The organism is Massilia sp. P1_C10 (assembly GCF_056406475.1).
In genome coordinates this window covers 113,107-136,714 of the sequence record NZ_JBFUAC010000009.1, presented here as the reverse complement: position 1 = coordinate 136,714, position 23,608 = coordinate 113,107, and the positions used below count along the sequence as shown (strand labels likewise).

Below are 23,608 nucleotides of genomic sequence, written 5' to 3'. Positions count from 1 at the left end.
TCAGGACTTGGGCATGCCGCCCAGCAGGGCCGCGACCTTCTGCTTGCCCGGCTTGATCGACGGGTTGGCCGACTTGGACACGGTCGGCACGGCGGGCGTGGCCGGCTCGTACGGCTTGAGGAACCACGGATCGACCTTGTCGCGGCGCGGCGCCGGCGCGCTGCTGCTGCGCGGCGCACGCTCGCCCAGGCGCGGCCCGGTTTCGGCCACTTCCGGACGGCGGGTGCGGCGTTCCGACGGCGCGCCGTCGCGCGAACGCGGCGAGGAAGACGAAAATCCGGACGACGCAGACGACGGCGAGAAGCCGGCCAGTTCGCCGCGCGTGATGGTCTGCTTGATCAGCTTTTCGATGTCGACCAGCAGGCGCTCGTCCTTGTCCGAATACACCGAGATGGCGTCGCCCGAGGCGCCGGCGCGGCCGGTGCGGCCGATGCGGTGTACATAGTCTTCGGCGTTGTACGGCAGGTCGTAGTTGATCACGCACGGCAGGTCGGAGATGTCGAGGCCGCGCGCGGCAACGTCGGTCGCGACCAGCACGTCGATCTCGCCCTTCTTGAACGAGTCCAGCGCGGCCATGCGTTCCTGCTGCGTCTTGTCGCCGTGGATCGCAGTGGCCTTGTTGCCGGCCTGTTCGAGGTGGCGCGCCAGGCGCGAAGCGCCGATCTTGGTGTTCGAGAATACCAGGATCTGTTTCAGTTCGCGCTGGCGGATCAGGAATTCGACCGCTTCGACCTTGTTCGACTCGGGCACCTTGTAGACCACCTGGGTGACCTTGTCGGCGGTGGCGTTGCTGCGCGCGACCTCGATGGTGACCGGGTCGTTCAGGAAGCTGTTGGCCAGCTTCTTGATCTCCGGCGAGAAGGTGGCCGAGAACATCAGGTTCTGGCGCTGCTTCGGCAGCATGTTGATGATGCGCTGCAGGTCGGGCAGGAAGCCCATGTCGAGCATGCGGTCGGCCTCGTCCATCACCAGCATCTGCACCTGGCCGAGCGAGACGTTCTTCTGTTCGACGTGATCGAGCAGGCGGCCCGGCGTGGCGATGACGATTTCGACGCCGCCCCGCAGGATCACGGTCTGCGGCTTCATGTCCATGCCGCCGAAGACGACGGTCGAACGCAGCGGCGTGTGCTGGGCGTAGGCCTTGACGTTTTCGGCCACCTGCACCGCCAGTTCGCGGGTCGGCGTCAGCACCAGCGCGCGCACCGGGTGGCGCGCCGGCGACATGCTGGTGTTCGCATGCGCCATCAGCAGCTGGATGATCGGCAGCGAGAAGCCGGCGGTCTTGCCGGTGCCGGTCTGGGCGGCGCCCATCACGTCGCGGCCCTGCAGCACAACCGGGATCGCCTGCGCCTGGATCGGCGTCGGCCTGGTGTAGCCCTGGTCGGTCAGCGCGCGCAGGATCAGTGGCGACAGGCCGAATTGGTCGAAGCGCACTTCGGGCGCGGCGTCGGTGGGAGCGATTACGTCGATTTCAGGCATCAGGTTTGGTTGGCGCACCGGGCGCCCGCTTTCTTCAATAGATATTCATGTCAGGCCGGCCCGCGGCATCGCCGGCAGCGCCGCGCCGGCAGGCGGCTCGGGATGGAAAAGGGGGCTGCGCCGGGTTCGCGGACGGCCCCGGCAAGCGCGGGCACGCGGCTGGCGACGATACTTTTACAGGCCCTACACGATACCCTAATTTGACGCCACTGTATATGCCGGGGCGTCGCATCGGCGCGCGGCCGGGATCGCCCAGTCGTAGCTCTATTGCAACAACGTCACGCCAAAAATTGTTGACATGAAACATCGCAAGCGGCACAGTACCGTTGTTTTCGTTGCAACACTTAACCCCCCGGCGCCGCCGCGCCATTGGATCCCCGATGCTCCCCCTGTTTGCCTATCGAACGCTGCGCCTGCTGGTCGTCTGTTTCCTGTTCGCCGCGGCGGCGTGGGCCACGCCGACCTCGGACCTGCGCTTCAAGCGCCTCGCCTCCCTCGACGCCGACGACCTGTCGATCCTGTCGATGCTGCAGGACCGCCAGGGCTTCGTCTGGATCGGCACCCACAGCGGCGGCCTGTATCGCTACAACGGCTACCAGGCGGTGAAGTACACGCACGACCCGCGCAATGCGCGCAGCCTGCCGAACGATCGCGTCTCGGCGCTGTTCGAGGACAGGCAGGGCCGCATCTGGGCCGGCACCCAGGGCGGGCTGGCGCGCTTCGATCCGGCCAGCGGCGACTTCATCGCACCGAAGCTGCCGCCCGGCCCTTCCAGCCAGCAGATCGTCAAGGCCATCGTAGGCGACGGCGGCGACGGCATGTGGGTGGCCACCTGGGGCGGCCTGCTGCACGTCGACAGCGCCAGCGCCAGGGTGCGGCGCTACGCCCACGACAGCAAAGACCCGGCCAGCCTCGGCAGCAACGACGTCAATGCGCTGGCGCTCGACGCCGGCGGCGGCCTGTGGGCCAGCACCTGGCCGGGCGGGCTCGATTACCTCGCGCCCGGCGCGACCCGGTTCGTGCATCACCGCGTCGATTCGGCCGAGGCGCCGGACGACAAGCTCAATATCGTGCGCTCGCTGTACTATGCGCCGGACCGCACGCTGTGGATCGGCACCGAGACCGGCGTCGTCGCCTGGGACACCACGCAGCCGTGGCAGGCGCGCAAGCGCGTCGATTCGCCGCCGGCGCGCGTCAACGCGCTGTACGGCGACAAGCGCGGCGCCGTATGGGCCGGCACCCTGGCAGCGGGCCTGCTGCGCTGGGACAAGGGCAGCGCGCACCCGCAGCGTTACGTCCACCGCGCCAACGATCCGCACAGCCTGCAGTCAGACCATATCCGCGCCGTGATGCAGGACCGCGGCGGCATGCTGTGGGTGGCCTCGTTCACCGACGGCATCAGCCTGGTCAACCTGTCCAGCCACGGCTTCAAGCGCTTCATCCCGTTCGACGCGGCCACCGGGAACACGGTCCCCAACAACTCGGTGCAGAACATCGAGCCGGCGCCGGACGGGCGCCTCTGGCTGGGCAGTAATACCGGCTTCTCGCTGTTCGACCCGGCCAACGGCGCCGTCCTCAAGACCTGGCGCGGCGAGCCGAAACGCGCCGGCGGCCTGTCCAACGACGTCGTCTACAGCATGTACCAGCAGCCGGGCGGCGCACTGTGGGTCGGCACTTCGGCGGGCCTGAACCGGCTCGACCGCCAGGACGGCCCGTTCGCCAGCTTCCGCTTCGGCGGCGGCGTGGCCAACAACTTCATCAACGCCATCGCGCCGGCCGCCGACGGCAAGCTGTGGCTGGGCACGGGCCTGAATGTGATCCGCTTCGATCCGGCCAGCGGCGCCTCCACCATCTTCGCGGCCGATCCGGCCGATCCGGCCAGCCGCAGCGTCACCGGCACCACCTGCATCATCGAGGACAAGCTGGGGCGGGTCTGGATGGGCTCCGACTGGAGCGGCGGCGGCCTCGATTTGCTCGACCCGGCCACCGGCAAGTTCCGTCACTTCCGCAACGATCCGGCCAACCCGGCCTCGCTGGCGGACGACAACGTCTCGAGCCTGTGGCAGGATCCGCAGGGCCGCATCTGGGCCGGCACCGCCAAGGGCCTGAACCAGGTGATCACCGGCGCCGACGGCGCGATCAGCTTCCGCGCCTACGCCGGCAAGGACAGCGCCGGGCCGGTGAAGATCCTGGCAATGCGCAGCGACCGCGCCGGCATGCTGTGGCTGTCCACCGCGGGCGGTCTGCTGCGAATGGATCCGGCGACCGGCGCGGCGAGCCGCTTCAGCACCTCCGACGGGCTGACCGAAGGCTTCGCGATCGGCTCGGCGGCCGCGGCGCCCGACGGCGTTCTGTACTTCGGCGGCGTCAAGGGCATGACCGGCGTGCACCCGGAGCAGGTGCGGAGCCTGTCGGTGGCGCCGCGCGTGGCGATCACCGACATCAGCGTGTTCGACCGCTCGCTGGCCGAACAGGCCAAGCGCAACGGCGTCGAATTGTCGGGCACCGTCACGGCGCCGCGCGAAGTGACCCTGTCGGTGCGCGAATCGGTATTCTCGCTGGAGTACTCGGCGCTGCATTACACCGACCCGTCGCGCAACGCCTACGCGCACCGGCTGGTCGGCTTCGACCGCGACTGGGTGGTCACCGACGCCAATCACCGCACCGCGACCTACACCAATCTCGATCCGGGCAGCTACGTGTTCGAAGTGAAGGCCGCCAACGAACAGGGCCTGTGGAGCGAGCAGCCGGCCAGCGTGTCGATCCGCATCCTGCCGCCGTTCTGGCAGGCGTGGTGGTTCCGCTTCCTGATGGCCGTGGTGGTGATCGGCCTGCTGGCGATGGCCTACCGCGCGCGCGTGCGCAGCCTGACGCGGCGCCAGAAGCAGCTGCAGGCGCTGGTGGCCGCGCGCACCGGCGAGCTGGAAGAATCGAACGCCAAGCTGGCGACGCTGTCGTCGACCGACGGCCTGACCGGCATCACCAACCGGCGCGGCTTCGACGAAGCGCTGGCGGCCGAATGGCGCCGCGCGATGCGCAACGGCCACTCGCTGGCGCTGGCGATGCTCGACGTCGACCACTTCAAGAGCTACAACGACTTCTACGGCCACCAGGCCGGCGACGAATGCCTGCGCGCGGTGGCCGCGGTGATCGAACAGTTCGGACGGCGCACCGGCGACCTGGCCGCGCGCTACGGCGGCGAGGAGTTCGCGCTGCTGGCGCCGGCGACGGACGCCGACGAAGCGCTGGCGCTGGCGCAGGGCATCTGCCGCGAGCTCGAACGGCTCGCGCTGCCGCACGCGGAATCACCGTACGGCGTGGTCACGATCAGCATCGGCGTGGCGGCGCTGGTGCCGGCGGACGGAAACGATTCGGGGATGCTGGTGCGCTGCGCCGACCAGGCGCTGTACCGCGCCAAGCAGGCCGGGCGCAACCGGGCGATGCTGCCGGCGCCGGAACCCGTGCTGCAGCCGATCGAATCGGTGCGCAGCGGGATGTAAGGTAGTTCAGGGGTCAGGTCCGGCGGACCTGACCCCGCCGTTGACGCCGCCGCCTGAATTACCGCACCCAGCGGCGCAGCTTCGCCTCCTGCTCGGCCTTCGCGTCGAGCGACGGCCCGACCGCGCGCGCATCGACCGCTTCGAGCACCGCCGCCGGCATCGCGCTGCCGGCCTGGCGATACTCGCCCTGCCCGCCGCCCTTCCCCTCCACCAGCACAGGAATGCTCCAGCCGGCGCCGGCGCGGCACGCCAGCCCCGCCGCCGATCCCGTGTCGAAGGTGCGGCAATACTGGCCCTCGCGCGCGACGAAGCTGACGCCGATCTTCACGCCGTTCTCCGGCGCCTCCGCGCTGGCCAGCTGCGTGGTCAGCGCGGTCTCGAGCTTGCCGTGCGCGCGCAAGGTGCCGCTGGCATCGGCCTGCGCCAGGGTGGTTTCGCTCTGCACGCCCTTCAGCCCCAGCACGCCCGCCATCACGCCGACGACCAGGGTCGCCGCCATCGCGCCCCACTCCGGCCACGACCAGCGGCGTTTGAACTCGACGGTCTGCTTGCGCGCGGCGCGCACGGCGTCGAGCTGGATCACCTTCGGCGCGCTGGCCACCTCGCGCAGGCGCTGCGGCACCGGCTCGTCGAGCGTGCGCGCGAAGGCGCGAAACACGTCCTGGCGCAGCGCGATGTGCTGGCGCACCTTGGCCGCCAGCGCCGGGTCGGCGCGGATCGCCCGCTCGACCTGGGCCCGGGTGGCTTCATCCAGTTCGCCGTCGGCGTAGGCCATCAGGGTTTCTTCGCTAAATCTCATGGTACGGTCCTCGCTTGATCGGACAGGAACCCCTGCAGCGCTTCGCGCGCCCGCACCAGGCGGCTGGTCAGGGTACCCATCGGTATGTCCAGTACTTCGGCCGCCTCTTTGTACGGCAGCCCCTCCACCAGCACCAGGCCGATCACGACCCGGTGATCGTCCGACAGCATGCTCATCGCCTTCTCGATCGCCATGCGCTGCTGCTGCGCCTCGGCCGATTCGTCGCCCACGTGTTCCCCCGCTTCCTCCGGCGCCATCACGCGGTCGCGCCGGATCCGGCTGCGCACCTCGTCCACCCAGGCGTTCTTCATGATCCGGAACATCCAGCTGTCGAGGCGCGTGCCCGCCTGCCATTGCTCCGACCGGCCCAGCGCCCGCTCGACGGCGGCCTGCACCAGGTCGTCGGCGTCTTCGCGGTTCCATACGATGGTGCGCGCGAATCGGCGCAGGCGCGGCAGCAGTTTGGCGATTTCGACATGCAGGGGGACGGCTTGATGTGTCATGGATATGAAGTAAACGCCGGACGCAGGGATTTTAATCCCGCCGCCAAACGTTTATTGAGTCAGGTGTTCCGAACAACTAGTTTATCATCCGCCCATGAAGCCATCCCACACCCTATTCCGCCCCCGCCGCTGGCGTTATTTGTTAGTGCTTGCTCTCGCTGTGGCCTCCGCCGGTGCGCAGGCGCAGTTGCGTTTGCCGTCGATCAACCTGCCGCAGGCACCGCGCATCGGGGGGCTCGACAGCGAGCGGCTGATCGCGCCGCTGCGCGAGTTGCCCGACGTGCGCAGCCTGCGCCTCGAGCAGGTCGGTCGCCTGCTGCGCCGGCACCGCGACGTGCTGGAAGCCGATCCGCGCGGCGAGCCGGCGGTGCGGCACGAGATATTTGCGTGGGCCCCGAGCCCGGCGGCGCTGGCTGCGGCGCAGGCGGACGGACTGCGGGTGGTGCGGGATTCGGGCGACGACGCCTTGAGGACGGTGGTGCTGCGGGTGCCGGATGGCGCCGATACCGCGGCGGTGCTGGAAAGGCTGCGCGCGCTCGACCCGGAGGGAGTGTATGACTTCAACCATATATATACCGGTAGCTCCGCCGGTCCGCTTGAGACCCCGGTGCGACACGCGGCGGCGACAAAGGCGGGGTCAGGTCCGGCGGACCTGACCCCAGGGGTACGCGTCGGGCTGGTGGACAGCGGCGTCGACGCTTCTCACGACGTGTTCGGCGAGGCGCGCATCGCACGCTGGGGCTGCGGCGGCAAGGATTACCCCAGCGCGCACGGCACTGCAGTCGCCGCGCTGATGGTCGGCCGCTCGGCGCGCTTCCATGGCGTGGCGCCGCAGGCCAGTCTATACGCGGCCGACATCTACTGCGACAGCCCCACCGGCGGCGCGGCCGACCAGATCGCCGGCGCGCTGGCGTGGATGGCCAGGCAGCAGGTCGGCGTGATCAACCTGAGCCTCGTGGGTCCGCCCAACCAGGCGCTCGAACGCATCGTCGGCGCGATGCAGCAGCGCGGCCACCTGATCGTCGCCGCGGTCGGCAACGACGGCCCCGCCGCGCCGCCGCTGTACCCGGCCAGCTATCCCGGCGTGGTGGGCGTGAGCGCGGTCGACCGCAACAACCGCCCGCTGCCCGAAGCGGCGCGCGGCCCGCAGGTGATGTTCGCCGCGCCCGGCAACCACATGGTCAGCGCGGCGCCCGGCTCGCCGGCCTATCGCGCCGTGCGCGGCACGTCATTCGCCGCGCCGCTGGTGGCCGCCCTGCTGGCCGAGTCGCTGGCAGCGCCAGACAAGGCGCGCGCGCCGCTGGCCGTCGCGGCACTGGCCAAACAGGCGCTGCGCCCGGACGGCAGCACCGTCAGCAACGAGACCGGCTACGGCATCGTCGGCACGGCGTTCAGGATCGATCCGTCCAGCCTGCGGTAACGTTTGGATACAACTCTCTTTGGATGGCGTGGATTAAACGGCCGAGCCCGCTCGTTATCCCAGTAACGGCAGCGGAATCAGCCGCGCCAAACTGAGGAGATCCACCATGAAAACCAAACAAATCGTTTCCCATATCGCTCTCGTTGTTTCCCTCGGCGTGGCCGCATCGGCCAACGCTCAACTGCTCGGCGGACGCGGCGGCGTCGGCGGCATGATCGGCGGCGCCGGCTCGCTCGGCGGCGGCTCGATGGGCCCGATGATGCAGATGAATACCCTCGGTTCGATGGCCGGCCGCAGCCAGCTGGAAAGCACCCGCAACGTGACCCGTTCGGCCAACGCATCGGGCAGCGCGCAAGGCAACGGCAATGCTGAAGGTTCGCTGCTGGGCCGCGTTGCGCCGCCAGCCGCGCCATCGACGCAGGGCCAGGCCGGCGGCAGCGGCGCGGGCGGATTGAGCGGCGCGCTGGGCGGCGGTTCGAACGCCGGCGGCAGCGGCTCGGGCGGTTTGCGCGGCGCTCTGGGTGGCGGCTCCAACGCCGGCGGCAGCGGCTCGGGCGCTTTGGGCGGCGCGCTGAATGGCGGCTCCAGCGCCAGCGGTTCGGCATCCGGCGACGGCGGCGCAAACGCTTCGGGCGGCATCACTGCGCCAAGCGGTATCGGCAGCGGCGCCCGCTCGATCGCCGGCTCGGCGCGCGATGCGGCGCAGCCGGCCGGCGCGGCGGCGAACTCGCAGGCTGACATGACGCGCGCTTATGCGCAGGGCACGGCGGCGAATGCACGCGGAGCCGCGGTCAGCTCAGCCGCTTCGGCCAAGGGCGCGGCGCAGCGGTCGGCGCACGCGGCGAAGTCAGTGAACCTGCCGGCGGCGAATGCCAGCGCGAGCGGATCGGCGAACGGCAATGCCGATGCGCAGGGCGGCGTATCGCGCTAATCCAGCATGGTGTCAGGTCCGCGGGACCTGACACCCATGCTGCGACGTTCACGACGTAATCAGCCCGTGTTCGTCGAGCAGGTCGTGCATCAGTTCCAGCCGGATCAGCGGATTGTCCAGCATGAGCATGCCGTGCTTCTGCGACGGGGGCAGCGGCAGCAGTTCGCACCAGCGGTTCGACACCCAGCCGCAGTCGTCGAGCCGGAACGGCAGCTTCACCGGCCAGCGTTCCTCGGGCACGTCGTTGAGCGATTCGAGCACCCGCTCGAGCGCATCGGCGGCGCCGCGCAGCTCCGACGGTATCCTCACCGGCAGGTCGGCCGGCAGCAATTCCACCTCGCCCACCCACAGTCCGTTCGCGCGCCGCTGCGACGACAGCACCTTGAAGCGCGCCCCGCCGCGGCACACCACCTGGATCAGCCCCGGCGACGGCGCATGGCTGGTCGAGACCGTCGCCAGCGTGCCGGCGTCGGAGAATTTTTCCAGCGTCTCCGGCGTGCGCACTTCGCGTCCTTTCAGCAGCATGACGACGCCGAACGGCGTGCCGTCGGCGATGCATTTGTGGATCATGTCGAGGTAGCGGACTTCGAAGATCTGCAGGGGCAGCACGCCCTCCGGGTACAACACTGTACTCAGCGGAAACAAGGGGATCGAGATATGCGTCATGGATACATGATGACAAATCGCGAGCCGGCTCGGCGCACGCGAGGCGGACGCGCTACAGCCCCAGTTCCGCCAGGATCGCGTCCTTCAGCGTCTGCAGCTCGGGGCTCGACAGCTTGCGCGGATGCGGCTGCGGCACCATGAACGTCGCCTGGATCGTGGTCGGCCGCGGCGACAGCACGATGATGCGGTCGGCCAGGTACAGCGCTTCCTCGACGTCGTGGGTAATCAACAGCACCGTGTGGCGCTCCTCCTGCAGGATGCGCAGCAGCTCGGTGCGCATGCGCAGGTTCATCAGCGCGTCGAGCGCCGAAAACGGCTCGTCCATGTAGAGGATCTCGGGCTTGACCACCAGCGCGCGCGCGATCTCGACGCGCTTGAGCATCCCGCCCGACAGCTCGCGCGGATAGCTGCTCTCGAAGCCCTTCAGCCCCACCATCGCGGCGTAGTGGTCGGCCAGCGCCGCCTTGTCGCCATGGTCGTCGCCGTTCAGGCCGAACATCAGGTTTTCCTGCACCGTCAGCCACGGGAACACCGAGCCGTGCTGCGAGATGACGATGCCCTTCGGGCTGGGGCGCCGCAGCGGCGCGCCGTCGACCAGCACCTGGCCCTCGTCGGCCGGCACGAAGCCGGACAGGATCTTCATCAGGGTCGACTTGCCGCAGCCGGACGGCCCGACGATGGCGACGAATTCGCCGTCGGCCACCCGCAGCGACACGCCGCCCACCACCGACAGCACCTGCTTGCCGGAGACGAAATTCTTCTTGACGCCAACGACGGCGATCTTATCGGCCATAACGCCACCTTACCGAGTCGAGTCCCTCGAGCAGGCGCATGGCGCCATCGAGCAGGAGGCCGATCAGGCCGATGATGATCATGCCGGCGATGACCAGGTCGTAGCGGTTGCCGGCGTTGCGCGAATCGATGATCAGGTAGCCGAGACCGGAGCGCGGCGCGATCATCTCGGCCGCAACCACCACCAGCCACGCGACGCCGAGCGTGATGCGCATGCCGGTCACCACTTCCGGCAGCACCGCCGGGATCACCACGCGGCGGAACAGCGTGGCGCGCGAGACGCCGAAGTTTTCGGCGGCGTCGAGGTAGCGCTTCTCGATGGTGTGCACGCCGGCGGCGGTCTGCACGATCAGCGGGAACACGGCGGCGATAAAGATCAGGAAAATCGGCGACACGTTGCCGACGCCGAACCACAGGATCGACAGCGGGATCCACGCGATCGGCGAGATCGGGCGCAGGATCTGGAAGATAGGATTGAAGGTGCGGAACACGCCGTCGACGCGGCCCATCCACAGGCCCATCGGCAGCGCCACCAGCACCGCGACCAGGAAGCCGGTGCCGACCCGGAACAGCGAATTGCCGATGTGCTTCCACAGGCTGCCGTCTTCGACCAGCTCCATCGTGCCGCTCAGGACCTGCATCGGGGTCGGGAAAATCACGCTGGCCGACTGCACCACGATGACGGTCCACAGCGCCAGCACCGCGCATATCAGCGCCACAGGCGCGATTATCTGCTTCAGTTTTTCCACATTAGCCTACTGTCTTTTCCAAATAACGAATCGCGTGAACCAGCGCGGCGAAGCGCCAGCGCAGGCGCTCCAGGCCCGGGTCGGGCGTCGGCACCACCGACACCGTCATCTGCCCGCTGGCGTGCGCGGTGCAGGCGAACTGGTAATCGGACGCCTGCTCGAACGGCAGCCGGAAGTCCTGGCCCGGCATGATCAGCACGGGGCCGAACAGCTGCGGCACGGTGTCGCTGTTGCGCAGCAGTAGCACGTCCTGCACGCCCAGCGTCAGCGTCACCACCTTCGGCAGGATGTCGACCTGTTCGCCGGCCATGCGGCGCGCATGGGTGCCTTTCGGGATCTCGAACAGCTGGTCGCGCGTCGCATGCGAGAACGGCGCGAGCGCGGCCCACACCAGCGCCAGCGCGATGGCGGTCCACAGCGGCCAGGCGACCGGATGGCGGCGCAAGCTCTCCATCAGTTGCGCAGCAGGAGTTGCACGTCGTTGGCGATTTCGGCCGCGGGGCGGCCGAACGGCATCAGCGCGCGCAGCATGCCGCGCCGGTCGACGAAATACAGGTAGGACGAATGGTGCATCGTGTAGTCGGTCTTGCCGCCCCCGGCCGTTTTCTTGGTCGCCGAAATACCGTAGGCCTTGAGCGCGGCGTCGACCTGCTTCTGGGTGCCGGTGGCGCCGGCGAAGGACGGATCGAACTGCGCCAGGTAGGGGCGAAGGACCGCGGCGGTGTCGCGCGCCGGATCGACGCTGACGAACACCACCTGCAGCTTGTCCGCGTCGGCGCCTAGCAGCTTGCGCGCCTGCGCCAGCGACGCCAGCGACACCGGGCACACTTCGGCGCAACGGGTGAAGCCGAATTCGAGCACCACCACCTTGCCGCGGTAGGCGGCCAGGTCGACGTTCAGGCCCAGCGCCGGCGCCACGCGCGGCGGCTCGAACAGGCCGGATTTCATGCCGGCGATCGGCGTGGCGCCGGCGGCGGCGCATGCAAACAACAGGATGGCGGCGAGTCGTTTCATGGTCACAGCGCGATCGGCACGGGTTTGAAGTTCTTGACGAAGCTCTCGTCGACGTAGCGCTCGTAGGCGACCGGGCGCTTCAGGGTGCGCGCTTCGAGCGACAGCTTCATCAGGTCGTCGAACTCGGTGCGCAGCATGCGCAGGTCGCCGTAGGTGACGCGGTCGGACGGGTTGTCCATCACGAAGCGAATGATCTTCGGCGACTGGTTGAAGAAGTTGCGGCCGGCGGCGATCTGCACCGCCTTCTCGCGGTTGACCGGGCCGCCATCGAGCCAGCTGCCGGCCGACTGCACGTGGTTGACCAGGTCCTGCACCAGGGGGCGCTGGTCGCGGATCAGGTCTTCGCGCACCGTCAGCACGCAGCAGATGTAGTTGCGCCATTCGTCGCGCGTCATCGCCAGCGGGCGCGCGTAGCCGGCGCGCTGCGCGGCGGCGCCGAACGGCTCGCCGGTGCAGTAGGCGTCGATGGTCCGGGTGTACAGCGCGGCCGGCATGTCGGGCGGCGGCATCTCGATGATCTCGATGTCGGCCGCGCCCATGCCGGCGGCGGCCAGCATCTTGCGCAGGAAAAGGTAGTCGACCGCGAAGCGGCTCGGGATCGCGATCAGCTTGCCGCGCAGGTCGCCGAACTTGCGGTAGGCCGAATCGGTGCGCACCATGATCACGGCGCCCGAGCGGTGGCCGAGCGAGACGATCTTCAGCGGGATCCGGTGGTCGGCCAGGCCCATGACCAGCGGCGCCAGCATATAGGCCGCCTGGATCCGGCCCGTCATCAGCGATTCCTTGATCTCGGCCCAGCCGCTGTACTTGGCGTATTCGAAGCCGACCGGCTGGCCGCCGCCCTGCTTCAGCGCGACGGCTTTGGCGGTACAGGCGACGGGCAAGGTCAGGTTGCACGTGACCGGCAGGCCGCCGACCACCAGCGGCTCCGGCGCCGCGCGCGCCAGTCCCGGCAGCGCCAGCGGCAGCGGCAGCGCGCCGGCGAGCGCGGCGCGCAGGACCTGGCGCCGGCGCGGGGCGGGCTCGGTGACGGGATTTTCAGGGGACATGGAGGGCGGAAACGTCGGTCGCGGCAGGTTCAATACGGTGGCGCTCATTGTACATCAGCGCGTATTGCGTGTAGTAAATCTACACCCGGCCAATTATGCAAAATATTGCATAATCCGGGGCGAATTAATCCGCTGTAAAATGGTCGGCATGACATCCATGACCGCCGCCGACGTTCATGCCGTGCAATCGATCAGCGCGGTGCCGACCATGTTGCGCGTGGTGGCCGAGACCACCGGCATGCGCTTTGCGTGCATCGCGCGCGTCGACGAGGAAACCTGGACCACCTGCGCCGTGCATGACCAGCTCGGTCTCGGCCTGAAGCCGGGCGACACCCTGGACCTGGCCACGACCTTGTGCAACGAGGTGCGCGCCGGCAACAAGCTGATCCTGATGGACAAGGCCAGCGAAGACCCGGTCTACAAGACCCACCATACGCCGAAGATATATGGGTTCGAGAGCTACATCTCGGTGCCGGTCTACCGTCCCGGGGGCGAATTTTTCGGTACGCTGTGCGCCCTCGATCCCGAGCCGAAAGCGGTGTCGGCGCCCAAGGTGGTCGATTCGCTGGTGCTGTTCGCCGAGCTGATCTCGCGCCAGCTCGCCGACGAACAGCGCCTGCTGCAAAGCGAGACGGCGCTGACGCGCGTGCGCGAAACGTCCGAGCTGCGCGAGCAGTTCATCGCCGTGCTGGGCCACGACGTGCGCACCCCGCTGACCTCCATCCTCACCGGCGTCACGCTGCTGCGCCATCTCGGCCTGAACGAGAATGCGCTGCGCGTGATCGACCGCATCGAGCGCAGCGGCAAGCGCATTTCCAGCCTGGTCGACGACGTCGTCGATTTCACGCGCGGACGCATGGGGGGCGGCATTCCGCTGCAGGCGATGGTGACACCGGACCTGCAGCCGCACCTGCGCCATGTGGTCGACGAACTGCGCGACATCCATCCTGGCCGCACGATCGAGTGCGACATCGCGATCGACGGCACGGTGTATTGCGATCCGCGGCGCGTCGCGCAGCTGCTGTCCAACCTGCTGGTCAACGCCCTGCTCTACGGCGCGGCGGACCAGCCGGTGCGGGTGGAAGCGCGCAAGCAGGATGGCGATTTGCACCTGACCGTGTCGAATCGCGGCACGCCGATCGCCGCGGAGACGATGGCCGCGCTGTTCCAGCCGTTCTGGCGCGGCGCCAACGCCACCGTCGCCGGCGGCCTCGGACTGGGACTGTATATCGTCGCCGAAATCGCGCGTTCGCATCATGGTGGGATCGAGGTCGTCTCCACGCCGGCCGCCACCACGTTCACGTTCCGGATGCCGGCCGCAGCCTGATAGTCCGTCGCAGCAACGATTCCCTTGGCAAGCGCGCAAATTTTGAATACCCTCACGGGATCGTTTTTATCCCAAAGGAAATCTTCATGCTCGTGCTGCGCCTTGCCCTGGCCGCGATCGGCCTCGTCTCCACCCTTGCCTTCGCTTCGCCCAGCGACCCGCGCAACGGCGCCGAATATGCCACGCTGCCGCAAAAGCTGGAGGTCAAGGCGCCGGCCGGCAAGGTCGAAGTCATCGAGTTCTTCATGTACCACTGCCCCTACTGCAATCAGCTCGAGCCGGAACTGGCGGCATGGGTGAAGAAGCAGGGCAATGCGATTTCGTTCCGGCGCGTGCACATCCCGTACACCGGCGCCGCCGATCCCGAAGCGCACCTGTTCCTGACGCTCGAAGCGATGGGCAAGGGTGAGACGATGTTCCCGAAGATCGAGCACGCGGTGCACGTCGAGCGCATTCGCCTGATGAAGGACGAAGCGATCATCGACTGGGTGGGCAAGAACGGCGTCGACAAGAACGAGTTCATGAACGTGTGGAATTCGTTCGGGATCATGACGGCGATGAAGCGCCTGCCGCGCACGATCGAAGAGTATCGCGTGGAAAGCGCGCCGGCGCTGGTGGTCAACGGCCGCTACATGACCTCGCCGACGCTGGCCGGCAGCCGGTCGGTCGATCATTCGGTGGAGGCGGCCAACACGGCGACGATCGCGGTGCTGGATGCGCTGGTGGCGAAAGCGCAGGCCGAGAACGCCGGCAAATAAGGCGCGCCTAGTGGACGAACTTGACGATGACGAATGTGGTGCCGACAGCGGTGAGCATCGATCCCGCCATCGCGAGCCACGTGGCGATAAACCATTTCAGCAGCGATACTTCAAGACTCGCCATGCGCGCTTCGAGATTCGCGAGATCCGCGTTAGTGACGTAATTTGAGCGGATAACCGCGACGTCGATTTTCAACACCGTGACCTCGTCTTGCAACACGTCGAATTTGGAGTTTACAGCTTTAAGGCCAGCTTTTAGATCCTCAAACTGCGACGAATGCACAGCGAGCACTGAATTGACTGCGGCAATATCCGACCGGACATTCGCCAAGTCGTACTCTTTTGCAAGCCCATTGCGGTCGGTATTCATCTCTCCATCATTGTCCGTAAAAGGGAGAGAGTCAACCGGATACATCAAGACGCGGGCCCGAACGCGCCCGCGCCTTTCCTGCCGTTTAGTCGCAGTTCCGTCCGCTCATCGCTTCCTTGCCGGCCTTCGCCATCTCTTCCGGCGTCATGTCCTTGATGTGCGTGGCGATCGACCACATGTGGCCGAACGGATCGATCACGACGCCGTAGCGGTCGCCCCAGAACATGTCGGCCATCGGCATCTTGACGGTGGCGCCGGCGTCGACCGCCTGCTTGAAGATGGCGTCGGCGTCGTCCACGTACATGTGGATCGCCACCGGGGTGCCGCCCAGTAGCTTCGGCCCTTTGCCGCCCCACTCGGGAAATTCGTCGACCAGCATGATGTGCGAATCGCCAATCTTCATCTGAGCGTGCATCAGCTTGCCGTCGGGGCCGGGCATGCGCCCGCCTTCGACGGCGTTGAACGCTTTCTTGTAGAACTCGATGGCCTCCGCCGCGCCGGCGCAGGTCAGGTGCGGGGTGATCGTGTGCATTCCTTCAGGGATAGGCTTGACGTTTGTTGCCATGGTTATTCTCCTGGTCGATAAGTGGACGGACGATCAGGATAGCGCAATCGCGTCATGTTTTGGGCGTGTTTTTCGGGCGTTGTGAGGGGGGCACGCGGCAGCGAAAAAGACGGGGGCAGGTCCGCAGGACCAGACCCCAAACCCGCTACTGCAGGCGCTTTTGCAGCAGCGCCAGCACCGCCGCTTCTTCGGGCGACAGCGTGTGCAAATCGTCGACCAGCTGCTGCGTGGCGCGGTCGCGCAGCGCCTCCATGATGGTGCCGTCCAGGTAGGCGTCGAGGATGGCCGGATGCACGTAGCACTTGCGGCAGATGGTCGGCGTGTTGCCCAGCTTTTGCGCCACCGACTCGATCGCCTGCACGATGTTCTTCTTGGCCTGCGCCTCCGAATCGAACTTCTCGAACTCCTGCAGCGCCAGCGCGGCCAGCACGGTGCCCGACCAGGTGCGGAAGTCCTTGGCCGTGTAGTCCTCGCCGGTGATCGCGCGCAGGTACTCGTTGACGTCGGCCGAATCGACCGTATGCTGCTCGCCGTCGTCGTCGACGTACTGGAACAGCTCCTGCCCCGGCAGGTCGCGGGTGCGCGCGATGATCTTCGCCAGGCGCCGGTCTTCCAGCTTGATGGTGTGGAAGACGCCGCTCTTGCCGCGGAAGCGGAATTCGACCTCCTTGCCGTCGACCTTGACGTGGCGCGAGCGCAGCGTGGTCAGCCCGAACGACTTGTTGGTGCGCGCGTACTCCTCGTTCCCGATCCGCATCATGGTCACCTCGAGCAGATGCACGATGGTCGCCAGCACCTTCTCGCGCGGCAGGCCAGGCAGCTTGAGCGCCTCGTCGACCGCGGCGCGGATCTGCGGCAGCGCCTTGCCGAAGTTGAGCATGCGCTCGTACTTCACTTCGTCGCGCACGCTGCGCCACTTCGGATGATAGCGGTACTGCTTGCGCTTGCGCGCGTCGCGCCCGGTGGCCTGCAGGTGGCCGTTGGCGCTAGGGCAGATCCACACGTCGGTCCACGCCGGCGGAATCACCAGCGACTTGATGCGCGCGAGCGTCGCCTCGTCGTCGACCTCCTTGCCGTCCTTGTCGATGTAGCGGAAGCCGTCGCCCTTCGGCTCGCGCGCGATGCCGCGCATGCTGTCGGTGACGTAGCGCAGGCCGGCCGATTTGGCCGCGGCGGTCGGCTCGCTGTTGGGCACCGGCGAGACTGCCGATGGTTGGTCGTTTTTCATGGGTCGGGCTGAGAGTTTATTTCAGCCCGATACTATTCGAATCGGCAATTTCGGGGCGCGCAGCTTCGGCCAGCGGCGTCGGCCACTCCGGGGTCAGGTCCGTCGGACCTGACCCAGCCCTTGGGCCGCGGCGTCAGTTCGGGCAGGCGAGCTGCGGGCCGCCCTCGTCCACCGCGACGCTGGCAATCCGTTTGCCGTCGATTTCGAGCACCTTGCGCACAGGCGCCACCGCGCGCACGCGCCCCTCGATCAGACGCTGTCGGTACGATGCGCAACCGGCCAGCCTGAATGGCAGCCGGTCCAGCATCGTCCAGCGGCCGGCGGCCGTCTCGCCGAATATCCCCGCGCCGCCCCCGCCCTCCGCTCCCACCACCAGCACCTCGGGCTTGCCGTCGTCGGTCACATCGACCAGAAAAGCGTCGCACTTGGCGCCAGACCGCACCAGGCACGCCGGGGAAGTGATCAGCCCGTTCCACTCGCGCCAGTCGGTCGTCAGGAACGATGGCGGCAAGGAGGCGCCTTTCGGCCACACCGTGATGTTGGCCGCGATGTCGGCCTGCGTGACGGGGGCCGCCAGCGGAAAGCGCGGCGCCTGACCCTGCATAGCCAGGGCCCGATCCACTCCGCCGCGCACCGCGACGTCGCCGCTTTGCCTGAGCCTTTCCAGCGCGTCCTTGCCGTAGCGCGCGCCCTCGAAACGCAGGTAGGCGAAATCGAATTTGTCCGCCGTGACTTTGCCGCCGGACAGCCGCGCGAGCTGGTTGTTGATCGACACCCGCGCCGGATCGGCGATCGGCGAGAACAGCGCCAGCAAAACGGCCAGCACCACGAACGCCGTGATGATGTTCACCGTGCCGATGCGCTCGAGCCAGCCTTTGCGCAGCGCGGCCTGCGCATAGCCGGCGGCATAGCACGCCGCCACCAGTTCGCACGCGGCGGCGATGATGCGGTCGTTGGTCCAGCCATAATCGGCGACGCGCAGGGTCAGCGCCCAGATTGCGATCAGCACGATCGGCGCCAGCAGTAGCGCCGCGATGCGCGCGCTGAGGCGGATCGGCAGCGCCGTAGTCGCGAGCGCAGCGCCGTTCTGCCAGGCAGCGTTGACCAGCACCACCAGCAGCGCCGCGGCGCCGAGCAGCACCGCGCTGGCGTGGCGCGTCGCCCACAACGGCGCCAGGCCGGTGAACAGCAGGCTGCCCAGGAAGCCGCCGACGATCAGCACCGCCACCGGCAGGATCCACGACAGCAGCACCAGCAGCAGCGTGCGGATGCCGCGCACGATCGCCGGACGCACGTCGGTGATGTGCATGGCGCAGCTGAAGGCGAATGCGATGACCGGAATATTGAACCAGGATTCGCGCAGCAGCTCGCGCAGGAAGGTCAGCTTCACCAGGGAGAACAGCTCGGCGCCCATGTTCAGCACCGCCCAGATCACGCCGACAAAAAACGCGCTGAACGCCAGCTGCACGCCCAGCTTCCACGCCGTTTCGAAGTAGCCTGAATAGGATGCGATGCGGCGCCGTTCGTTGGAACCCGTCATCACCAGCGCGTGCGCGATGAAGAAGCCGGCCACCAGGAACATGCCCAGCAGATGCGACGGCGCCAGCGGCGGCGGTGCCCGCCCCGCAATCGGCACCGCGCGCCAGGCATCGTAGACGCCGAGCGCCGCGATGATGACCGTCGCGACGCCGACCCATTGCGCCACGCCCCGGCCGGCCATGTGGCCCAGGCTCGAAATCAGCAGCACCGGCACCATCACCGACACCAGCACCAGCGGGATGAACAGCATCGGCACCGTCGCCGGCCACACCTGGTCCTGCGACGCGCGGTACAGCCAGTACAGCAGCGCCCCCTGCAGCAGGCCAATCATCAGCCGGCGCGCGCCGACCTCGGGACGAACCAGCGCTTCAGGGGAAGACGTCTGCATGAATGCTCCATATGGAAAACAGGCTTACGGCAGGGTACACTTGCCGAAAACTAATTTCAAGGAAGCTCAATGAACGTTTCACAGAAGGCCCTGATCGCCGTATTGACAGCCGCCGCCGGCCTGGCATCGGCCGCCGAGCCGAACACCGCGGCCCGCCAGGCGCAGATTGACGCGATGGTGCGCGAGATCTCGCCGCAGCGCATTCAGGCCTACATCGACAAGCTGGTCGGCTTCGGCACGCGCCACACGATGTCCGACACGGTCTCCGAAACGCGCGGCATCGGCGCGGCGCGGCGCTGGATCAAGGCGGAGCTGGAACGCTGCGGCGCCGGCAAGCTGCAGGTCGCGTTCGATGGCCACCTGCACCCGGTCGACCGGCGCCTGTCGCGCCCGACCGAGATCGTCAACGTGGTCGCCACGCTGCCGGGGATGCAGGCCGAGTCGCGCGAGCGCATGTACGTCGTCAGCGGCCACTACGACTCGCGCAACACCGACGACGCGGACGCCGTCAACGATGCGCCGGGCGCCAACGACGACGCGTCGGGCACGGCGGCGGTAATGGAAATGGCGTGCGTGATGGCGCGCTACAAGTTCGACGCGACTCTGGTGTTCATGGCCGTGGCGGCCGAAGAACAGGGCCTGTACGGCGCGACCGATTTCGCCGAGAAGGCAAAGCAGAAAAAGCTCAACATCGCCGGCATGTTCACCAACGACATCATCGGCAGCTCGTACAACGAAAAGGGCGAGCGCGACAACCGCCAGGTGCGCCTGTTCGCCGAGGGCATCCCGGCGGTCAAGGAGATGCCGGACCACCTGCGCACGCTGATCCAGACCGGCGGCGAAAACGACTCGCTGCCGCGCCAGCTGGCGCGCCACGTCAAGGAAGTCGGCGAGCGCTACGTCCCCGACTTCAAGGTAACGATCGTGAACCGGCGCGACCGCTACCTGCGCGGCGGCGACCATGCGCCCTTCCTCGACCGCGGCTTCGCGGCGCTGCGCTTCACCGAGCCGGCCGAGAACTACAACCACCAGCACCAGAACGTGCGCAAGGAAGGCGCGCTGCAGATCGGCGACCTGCCGGAGTTCGTCGATCCGGCATACATCGCGCAGGTGGCGCGCGTGAATGCGGCGTCGCTGGCCTCGCTGGCGCTGGCGCCGGCCTCGCCGCAGGGCGTCAAGATCATCACCGCCAAGCTGGATAACCACACCGACCTGGCCTGGACGGCGAACACCGAGCCGGACCTGGCCGGCTACCGCGTGGTGTGGCGCGACACCACCGCGGCGCAGTGGCAGGGCAGCCAGTTCGTCGGCAAGGTCACGTCGGTGAACATGCCGCTGTCGAAGGACAACGTGTTCTTCGGCGTGCAGGCGGTGGACAAGGACGGCAACGTCAGCCCGGCTACGTATCCGATTCCGGGACGGTAAATTGGAATTGGTGAGTTCGCGGCTCTGTTTCGCGCCGGCGACAACCACGGGGACTCGGCGTCCCCGGTCGCTCCGCCGGACCTGACTCCGACTCGCTGCCGGCGCTGCTGCACGCCGCAACGATGGCCTACTTCGAATGCGCAATGCGGCCGCCCCCGATGACAACGGAAAAATCGACGCGGTCGCCACGTTCTATGTGCGTAATGGCCTGCCGCTGCGCGAGTAGCTGCCCGGCGGAAGGGGGCAGCTCCTGCTGACCTGCAGGCGCTGTCGACTTTTCTTACATCTCTGCGCGCACTACGTGACCGGCACGGGCGCATGCCCGGCAAGCGGCGGGTGGCATGCCGTATGCTTGCTAATTCTGAGTCGGGGGCGCCAGGCTCGCGATAAAAAAGGAGGAAACATCATGAAAAATTTTCTTTCTCCCATCCTTGCGAGCGTCTTGCTAGCAACGGCTGGCGCAGCAGATGCGGCGATCATCAGTTACATCGCTACGCTGAACGGCGCCAACGAATTCCCGCCGAACGCGTCGCCTGCGACCGGAATGGCGACGATCACGATCGATGACATCGCCAATACGATGCGCTTGCAAGTTGACTTTAGCGGATTGACCGGACCGACGACTGCCGCGCATATCCATTGCTGCACGGCAGTACCGCTCGCAGGCACCGTGGGCGTGGCAACGACGACGCCAACGTTTGCCGGATTTCCGACAGGCGTCACGGCCGGAACCTACGACAACACTCTTAACTTATTGCTGGCGAGCTCGTACAACCCCGCCTATATCACGGCCAATGGCGGGACAACGGCGTCGGCCGAAGCGGCGCTGTTGAGCGGGATAGCGCAAGGCGGGAGTTACCTCAATATTCACACCAGCACGTTTGGAGGCGGCGAAATCCGCGGCTTTCTGGTTGCCAGGGCGGTGCCGGAACCGGGCGGCTTCGCGCTGCTGGCGCTCGGCAGTGCCGCGTTGTTCGCCGCGCGGCGCCGGCCGCGGACTGCCCCCATTTTGGGTGAGCTTTGACTACACGCCGGAAACTGGCATGTCACCCAGTCGCCACCGCGCAACGCTGCGTTGGCGGCATCAGTGGGCATACGGATTGAAATAGTCCCGCTCTTCAGACTGCGTCGATTTGTAATGCTTCACCGCCTCCACGGCCTCTGCGTACACTTCGGCGCGCGTCCTGCCTGCCGGGCCGGCCGACGCGGTCTGAACCCCGGCGACCGACGAGCCGCTGGTGGTCGCCCCCGCCACGGGCGCACTGTCACTCGGCAACTGCGAAGGACTAATCAGGCCGTTAGCGCAGCCAGTTATCAGCAGAAACGTCGCTGCCAGAGCAGCAAATTTAGTGTTCACGATCTTCTCCCGTTCGGTGCGATATCAAGATCAGAATAGTCACGCGGGTTAGATGATGCAATCGCGACAGGGGAAGAAACTTTGATGCGGCCGTAACTGCTCAGCCAAGCCTTTGCGCTGAATTTTTTGACCATATACGCCTTAAGATCCTTGAGATCTTCCTCCGCCGAGGCGAGAAAGACCACTCGAACTCTCACAGCGAATTTTCTTCATCGAAGCCGGCGAAGAAATCCTGGGCGGGACGAAATTTGCCGTTCTCTATTTACCATTCCCCATCACTAGAACGCGTACTAGCGCCATGTTTCCTGCAGCGCCTCGTAGGACCGCGAGTGTCGAGAAATCTTACATTTACCTTTGCACAAATGCAGCAATGGACAGTGTGACGAGCAGCAATCTATCCGCAACGCATTGTTTTCAAAAGAAAAAATTCCTTTCCTGACGAAAAAGGCATGAATTATGCTTTTAGCCAATGCCACGATCGTTGGTGAGCATTGTCTCGTGGAAATTAAGTTCGGTTCCTGAAGTCAACTCATGTCCATTATAAAAAGGGAGCGTCATGTTCAACCTCAACCTTATTAAATCCGGCAGACTCGCCGGTTCGATTCTCGCCACCGCACTGGTGATGTTTGCAGCATCCGCTAACGCGGCGCCCACTGTGATCACCGGCACTTACGATACGAACAGCGATCCGACCAATACCGCCGCGCCGGCGGGCTCCACGCCGCCGTACACGATCACAGCCACATCGTCGACCAGCGGCTACGTGCTATTCCATCCTGACCAGGCATTCACCTTCGGTCAGCTGACGAATTTGAACGCAATGTTCCAGAGCAATTCGGGCGGTTCGGGCGGCGGTGCGCCAAGGCTGCGGGTGCAGCTGGACACCAACCATGACACGGTTGCCGACGGATCATTTTCGATTTATCTGGGCAATTCGCCCAGCTATACCGATTCCGATGCAGTACTGAACGGCTACAGCGGATTCAACGTGATCGGAAACAATGACGCGGGGCGTTATGATTTGTCGGGCGCTCTCGGCGGCAGCCCATTCACCAACTATGCCGCGGCGTTAGCGGCATTCGGTGGCGCTGACGTGCTACGTCTTGGCTTTGTTGTCGATACCTTTCCCCCGTTCGCTGACCGCAACCTGACGCTCTTCAGCATTAACGCGATCGCGGACATCAATGGCGCAGCGGTGCCGGAGCCGGGCTCGCTCGCGTTGTTGGGACTGGGGTTGGCCGGGCTGGCGTTGCGCCGCCGCACGAAAGTGTAGGACCTTTGACGCGCCAAGAGCGAGCCTTCGACGAGCGATGAAGCATCGGTTGCGAGTTCGTCGAACGGCCCGCTCTTTTCCTATTTTGGCTTTCAGCGTCGCCTTGTGCGCGCTCACCTCGACCACCAGAGGTCCAACTCGCCCGGCTCGTAGGAAGAGCTGGGCCGGGATCACTCATTGCTGAGACCATGTGCAAGGTCGGCTCTAATCCGGCTCCCCTTAGCTGAACTCCGATGAGCTCGTGTCTCAATGTCGGCTCTGACCCCGGCTCCGGACCCCGGCTCCCGCGCCGTTACCTTAACTCGGCCTGGTGTGTCCGCGTTGTTGCTCGCGCAACCCTTCCATCAAAAATGGCTCTCCCCGGATGAGGTCGTATCACAATGGCGGATCAGACTCTGACTTGATGTGAAAAATTTGCCATGGGCTTACGGCGCGAGGCCGGCAGACTTGACCCAATAATTCCCAAAGTTCCTTTG

Annotated in this window: 22 protein-coding genes; 8 read left to right on the top strand and 14 right to left on the bottom strand. The window is 66.5% G+C overall.

Annotated elements, in window-relative coordinates:
* Positions 1–1,479, bottom strand: a complete 1,479-nt coding sequence (locus AC1D02_RS18730) for a DEAD/DEAH box helicase (protein WP_477319760.1) — start codon at positions 1,477–1,479, stop codon at positions 1–3.
* Between the two features lie 380 nt (positions 1,480–1,859).
* On the opposite strand from AC1D02_RS18730, the gene AC1D02_RS18725 reads away from it, so the two are divergent.
* Entirely contained in the window at positions 1,860–4,979 is a 3,120-nt protein-coding gene (locus AC1D02_RS18725; protein WP_477319624.1) for a ligand-binding sensor domain-containing diguanylate cyclase, read from the top strand.
* A gap of 58 nt (positions 4,980–5,037) precedes the next feature.
* On the opposite strand, the gene AC1D02_RS18720 is transcribed toward AC1D02_RS18725, so the two are convergent.
* Both AC1D02_RS18720 and AC1D02_RS18715 read right to left on the bottom strand, forming a co-directional pair.
* Positions 5,038–5,778, bottom strand: coding sequence for a hypothetical protein (locus AC1D02_RS18720; protein ID WP_477319622.1), 741 nt, complete (start codon positions 5,776–5,778; stop codon positions 5,038–5,040).
* On the bottom strand, positions 5,775–6,281 hold the full coding sequence (locus AC1D02_RS18715; RefSeq protein WP_477319620.1) for an RNA polymerase sigma factor: 507 nt from the start codon (positions 6,279–6,281) through the stop codon (positions 5,775–5,777). The genes AC1D02_RS18720 and AC1D02_RS18715 overlap by 4 nt, the downstream gene beginning before the upstream one ends.
* 145 nt (positions 6,282–6,426) lie before the next feature.
* Between AC1D02_RS18715 and AC1D02_RS18710 the strand changes: the two genes are divergently transcribed.
* Both AC1D02_RS18710 and AC1D02_RS18705 read left to right on the top strand, forming a co-directional pair.
* Positions 6,427–7,701 (top strand): S8 family serine peptidase, encoded by a 1,275-nt coding sequence (locus AC1D02_RS18710; RefSeq protein WP_477319618.1) that lies wholly within the window; start codon positions 6,427–6,429, stop codon positions 7,699–7,701.
* A gap of 106 nt (positions 7,702–7,807) precedes the next feature.
* Positions 7,808–8,632, top strand: coding sequence for a hypothetical protein (locus tag AC1D02_RS18705; protein ID WP_477319616.1), 825 nt, complete (start codon positions 7,808–7,810; stop codon positions 8,630–8,632).
* A 48-nt stretch (positions 8,633–8,680) separates the two neighbouring features.
* Here AC1D02_RS18705 and AC1D02_RS18700 read toward each other — a convergent pair whose 3' ends face one another.
* From AC1D02_RS18700 to AC1D02_RS18675, 6 genes are read right to left on the bottom strand one after another with little or no spacing between them, the layout of a single operon-like run.
* Positions 8,681–9,298 (bottom strand): LON peptidase substrate-binding domain-containing protein, encoded by a 618-nt coding sequence (locus tag AC1D02_RS18700; protein ID WP_477319614.1) that lies wholly within the window; start codon positions 9,296–9,298, stop codon positions 8,681–8,683.
* A 52-nt stretch (positions 9,299–9,350) separates the two neighbouring features.
* Complete coding sequence (locus tag AC1D02_RS18695; RefSeq protein ID WP_477319612.1) at positions 9,351–10,091, bottom strand: ABC transporter ATP-binding protein; 741 nt, start codon at positions 10,089–10,091, stop codon at positions 9,351–9,353.
* Positions 10,081–10,839 (bottom strand): ABC transporter permease, encoded by a 759-nt coding sequence (locus AC1D02_RS18690; protein ID WP_477319610.1) that lies wholly within the window; start codon positions 10,837–10,839, stop codon positions 10,081–10,083. Before AC1D02_RS18690 ends, AC1D02_RS18695 begins: the two co-directional genes overlap by 11 nt.
* Position 10,840: 1 nt before the next feature.
* Positions 10,841–11,293 (bottom strand): cupredoxin domain-containing protein, encoded by a 453-nt coding sequence (locus tag AC1D02_RS18685; protein ID WP_477319608.1) that lies wholly within the window; start codon positions 11,291–11,293, stop codon positions 10,841–10,843.
* A complete protein-coding gene (locus AC1D02_RS18680; protein WP_477319606.1) occupies positions 11,293–11,853 on the bottom strand; it encodes an SCO family protein in 561 nt (186 codons plus the stop codon). The genes AC1D02_RS18685 and AC1D02_RS18680 overlap by 1 nt, the downstream gene beginning before the upstream one ends.
* Positions 11,854–11,855: 2 nt before the next feature.
* Complete coding sequence (locus tag AC1D02_RS18675) at positions 11,856–12,902, bottom strand: ABC transporter substrate-binding protein (RefSeq protein ID WP_477319604.1); 1,047 nt, start codon at positions 12,900–12,902, stop codon at positions 11,856–11,858.
* 148 nt (positions 12,903–13,050) lie between these two features.
* On the opposite strand from AC1D02_RS18675, the gene AC1D02_RS18670 reads away from it, so the two are divergent.
* Both AC1D02_RS18670 and AC1D02_RS18665 read left to right on the top strand, forming a co-directional pair.
* Positions 13,051–14,229, top strand: a complete 1,179-nt coding sequence (locus tag AC1D02_RS18670; protein WP_477319601.1) for a GAF domain-containing sensor histidine kinase — start codon at positions 13,051–13,053, stop codon at positions 14,227–14,229.
* Between the two features lie 86 nt (positions 14,230–14,315).
* On the top strand, positions 14,316–14,987 hold the full coding sequence (locus tag AC1D02_RS18665; RefSeq protein WP_477319599.1) for a thiol:disulfide interchange protein DsbA/DsbL: 672 nt from the start codon (positions 14,316–14,318) through the stop codon (positions 14,985–14,987).
* Positions 14,988–14,994: 7 nt separating this feature from the next.
* Here AC1D02_RS18665 and AC1D02_RS18660 read toward each other — a convergent pair whose 3' ends face one another.
* The 4 genes from AC1D02_RS18660 to AC1D02_RS18645 all read right to left on the bottom strand — a co-directional run bounded on the left by AC1D02_RS18660 (position 14,995) and on the right by AC1D02_RS18645 (position 19,077).
* Positions 14,995–15,357 (bottom strand): hypothetical protein, encoded by a 363-nt coding sequence (locus AC1D02_RS18660; RefSeq protein ID WP_477319597.1) that lies wholly within the window; start codon positions 15,355–15,357, stop codon positions 14,995–14,997.
* 85 nt (positions 15,358–15,442) lie between these two features.
* Positions 15,443–15,922, bottom strand: coding sequence for a VOC family protein (locus AC1D02_RS18655; RefSeq protein WP_477319595.1), 480 nt, complete (start codon positions 15,920–15,922; stop codon positions 15,443–15,445).
* A gap of 145 nt (positions 15,923–16,067) precedes the next feature.
* Complete coding sequence (locus AC1D02_RS18650) at positions 16,068–17,150, bottom strand: DNA topoisomerase IB (RefSeq protein ID WP_477319593.1); 1,083 nt, start codon at positions 17,148–17,150, stop codon at positions 16,068–16,070.
* 133 nt (positions 17,151–17,283) lie between these two features.
* Entirely contained in the window at positions 17,284–19,077 is a 1,794-nt protein-coding gene (locus AC1D02_RS18645) for a DUF4153 domain-containing protein (protein ID WP_477319591.1), read from the bottom strand.
* A gap of 69 nt (positions 19,078–19,146) precedes the next feature.
* Here AC1D02_RS18645 and AC1D02_RS18640 point away from each other — a divergent pair, with 69 nt between their 5' ends.
* The gene (locus tag AC1D02_RS18640; protein WP_477319589.1) at positions 19,147–20,502 is read left to right on the top strand and encodes a M20/M25/M40 family metallo-hydrolase; all 1,356 of its coding nucleotides are present in this window, start codon (positions 19,147–19,149) and stop codon (positions 20,500–20,502) included.
* A 406-nt stretch (positions 20,503–20,908) separates the two neighbouring features.
* A complete protein-coding gene (locus AC1D02_RS18635; RefSeq protein WP_477319587.1) occupies positions 20,909–21,526 on the top strand; it encodes a CHRD domain-containing protein in 618 nt (205 codons plus the stop codon).
* A 60-nt stretch (positions 21,527–21,586) separates the two neighbouring features.
* On the opposite strand, the gene AC1D02_RS18630 is transcribed toward AC1D02_RS18635, so the two are convergent.
* Entirely contained in the window at positions 21,587–21,859 is a 273-nt protein-coding gene (locus tag AC1D02_RS18630) for a hypothetical protein (RefSeq protein WP_477319585.1), read from the bottom strand.
* Between the two features lie 556 nt (positions 21,860–22,415).
* Between AC1D02_RS18630 and AC1D02_RS18625 the strand changes: the two genes are divergently transcribed.
* Positions 22,416–23,132 carry a PEP-CTERM sorting domain-containing protein gene (locus AC1D02_RS18625; protein WP_477319583.1) on the top strand — a complete coding sequence of 239 codons (717 nt, stop codon included), beginning with the start codon at positions 22,416–22,418 and terminating at the stop codon, positions 23,130–23,132.
* Positions 23,133–23,608: the final 476 nt, after the last annotated feature.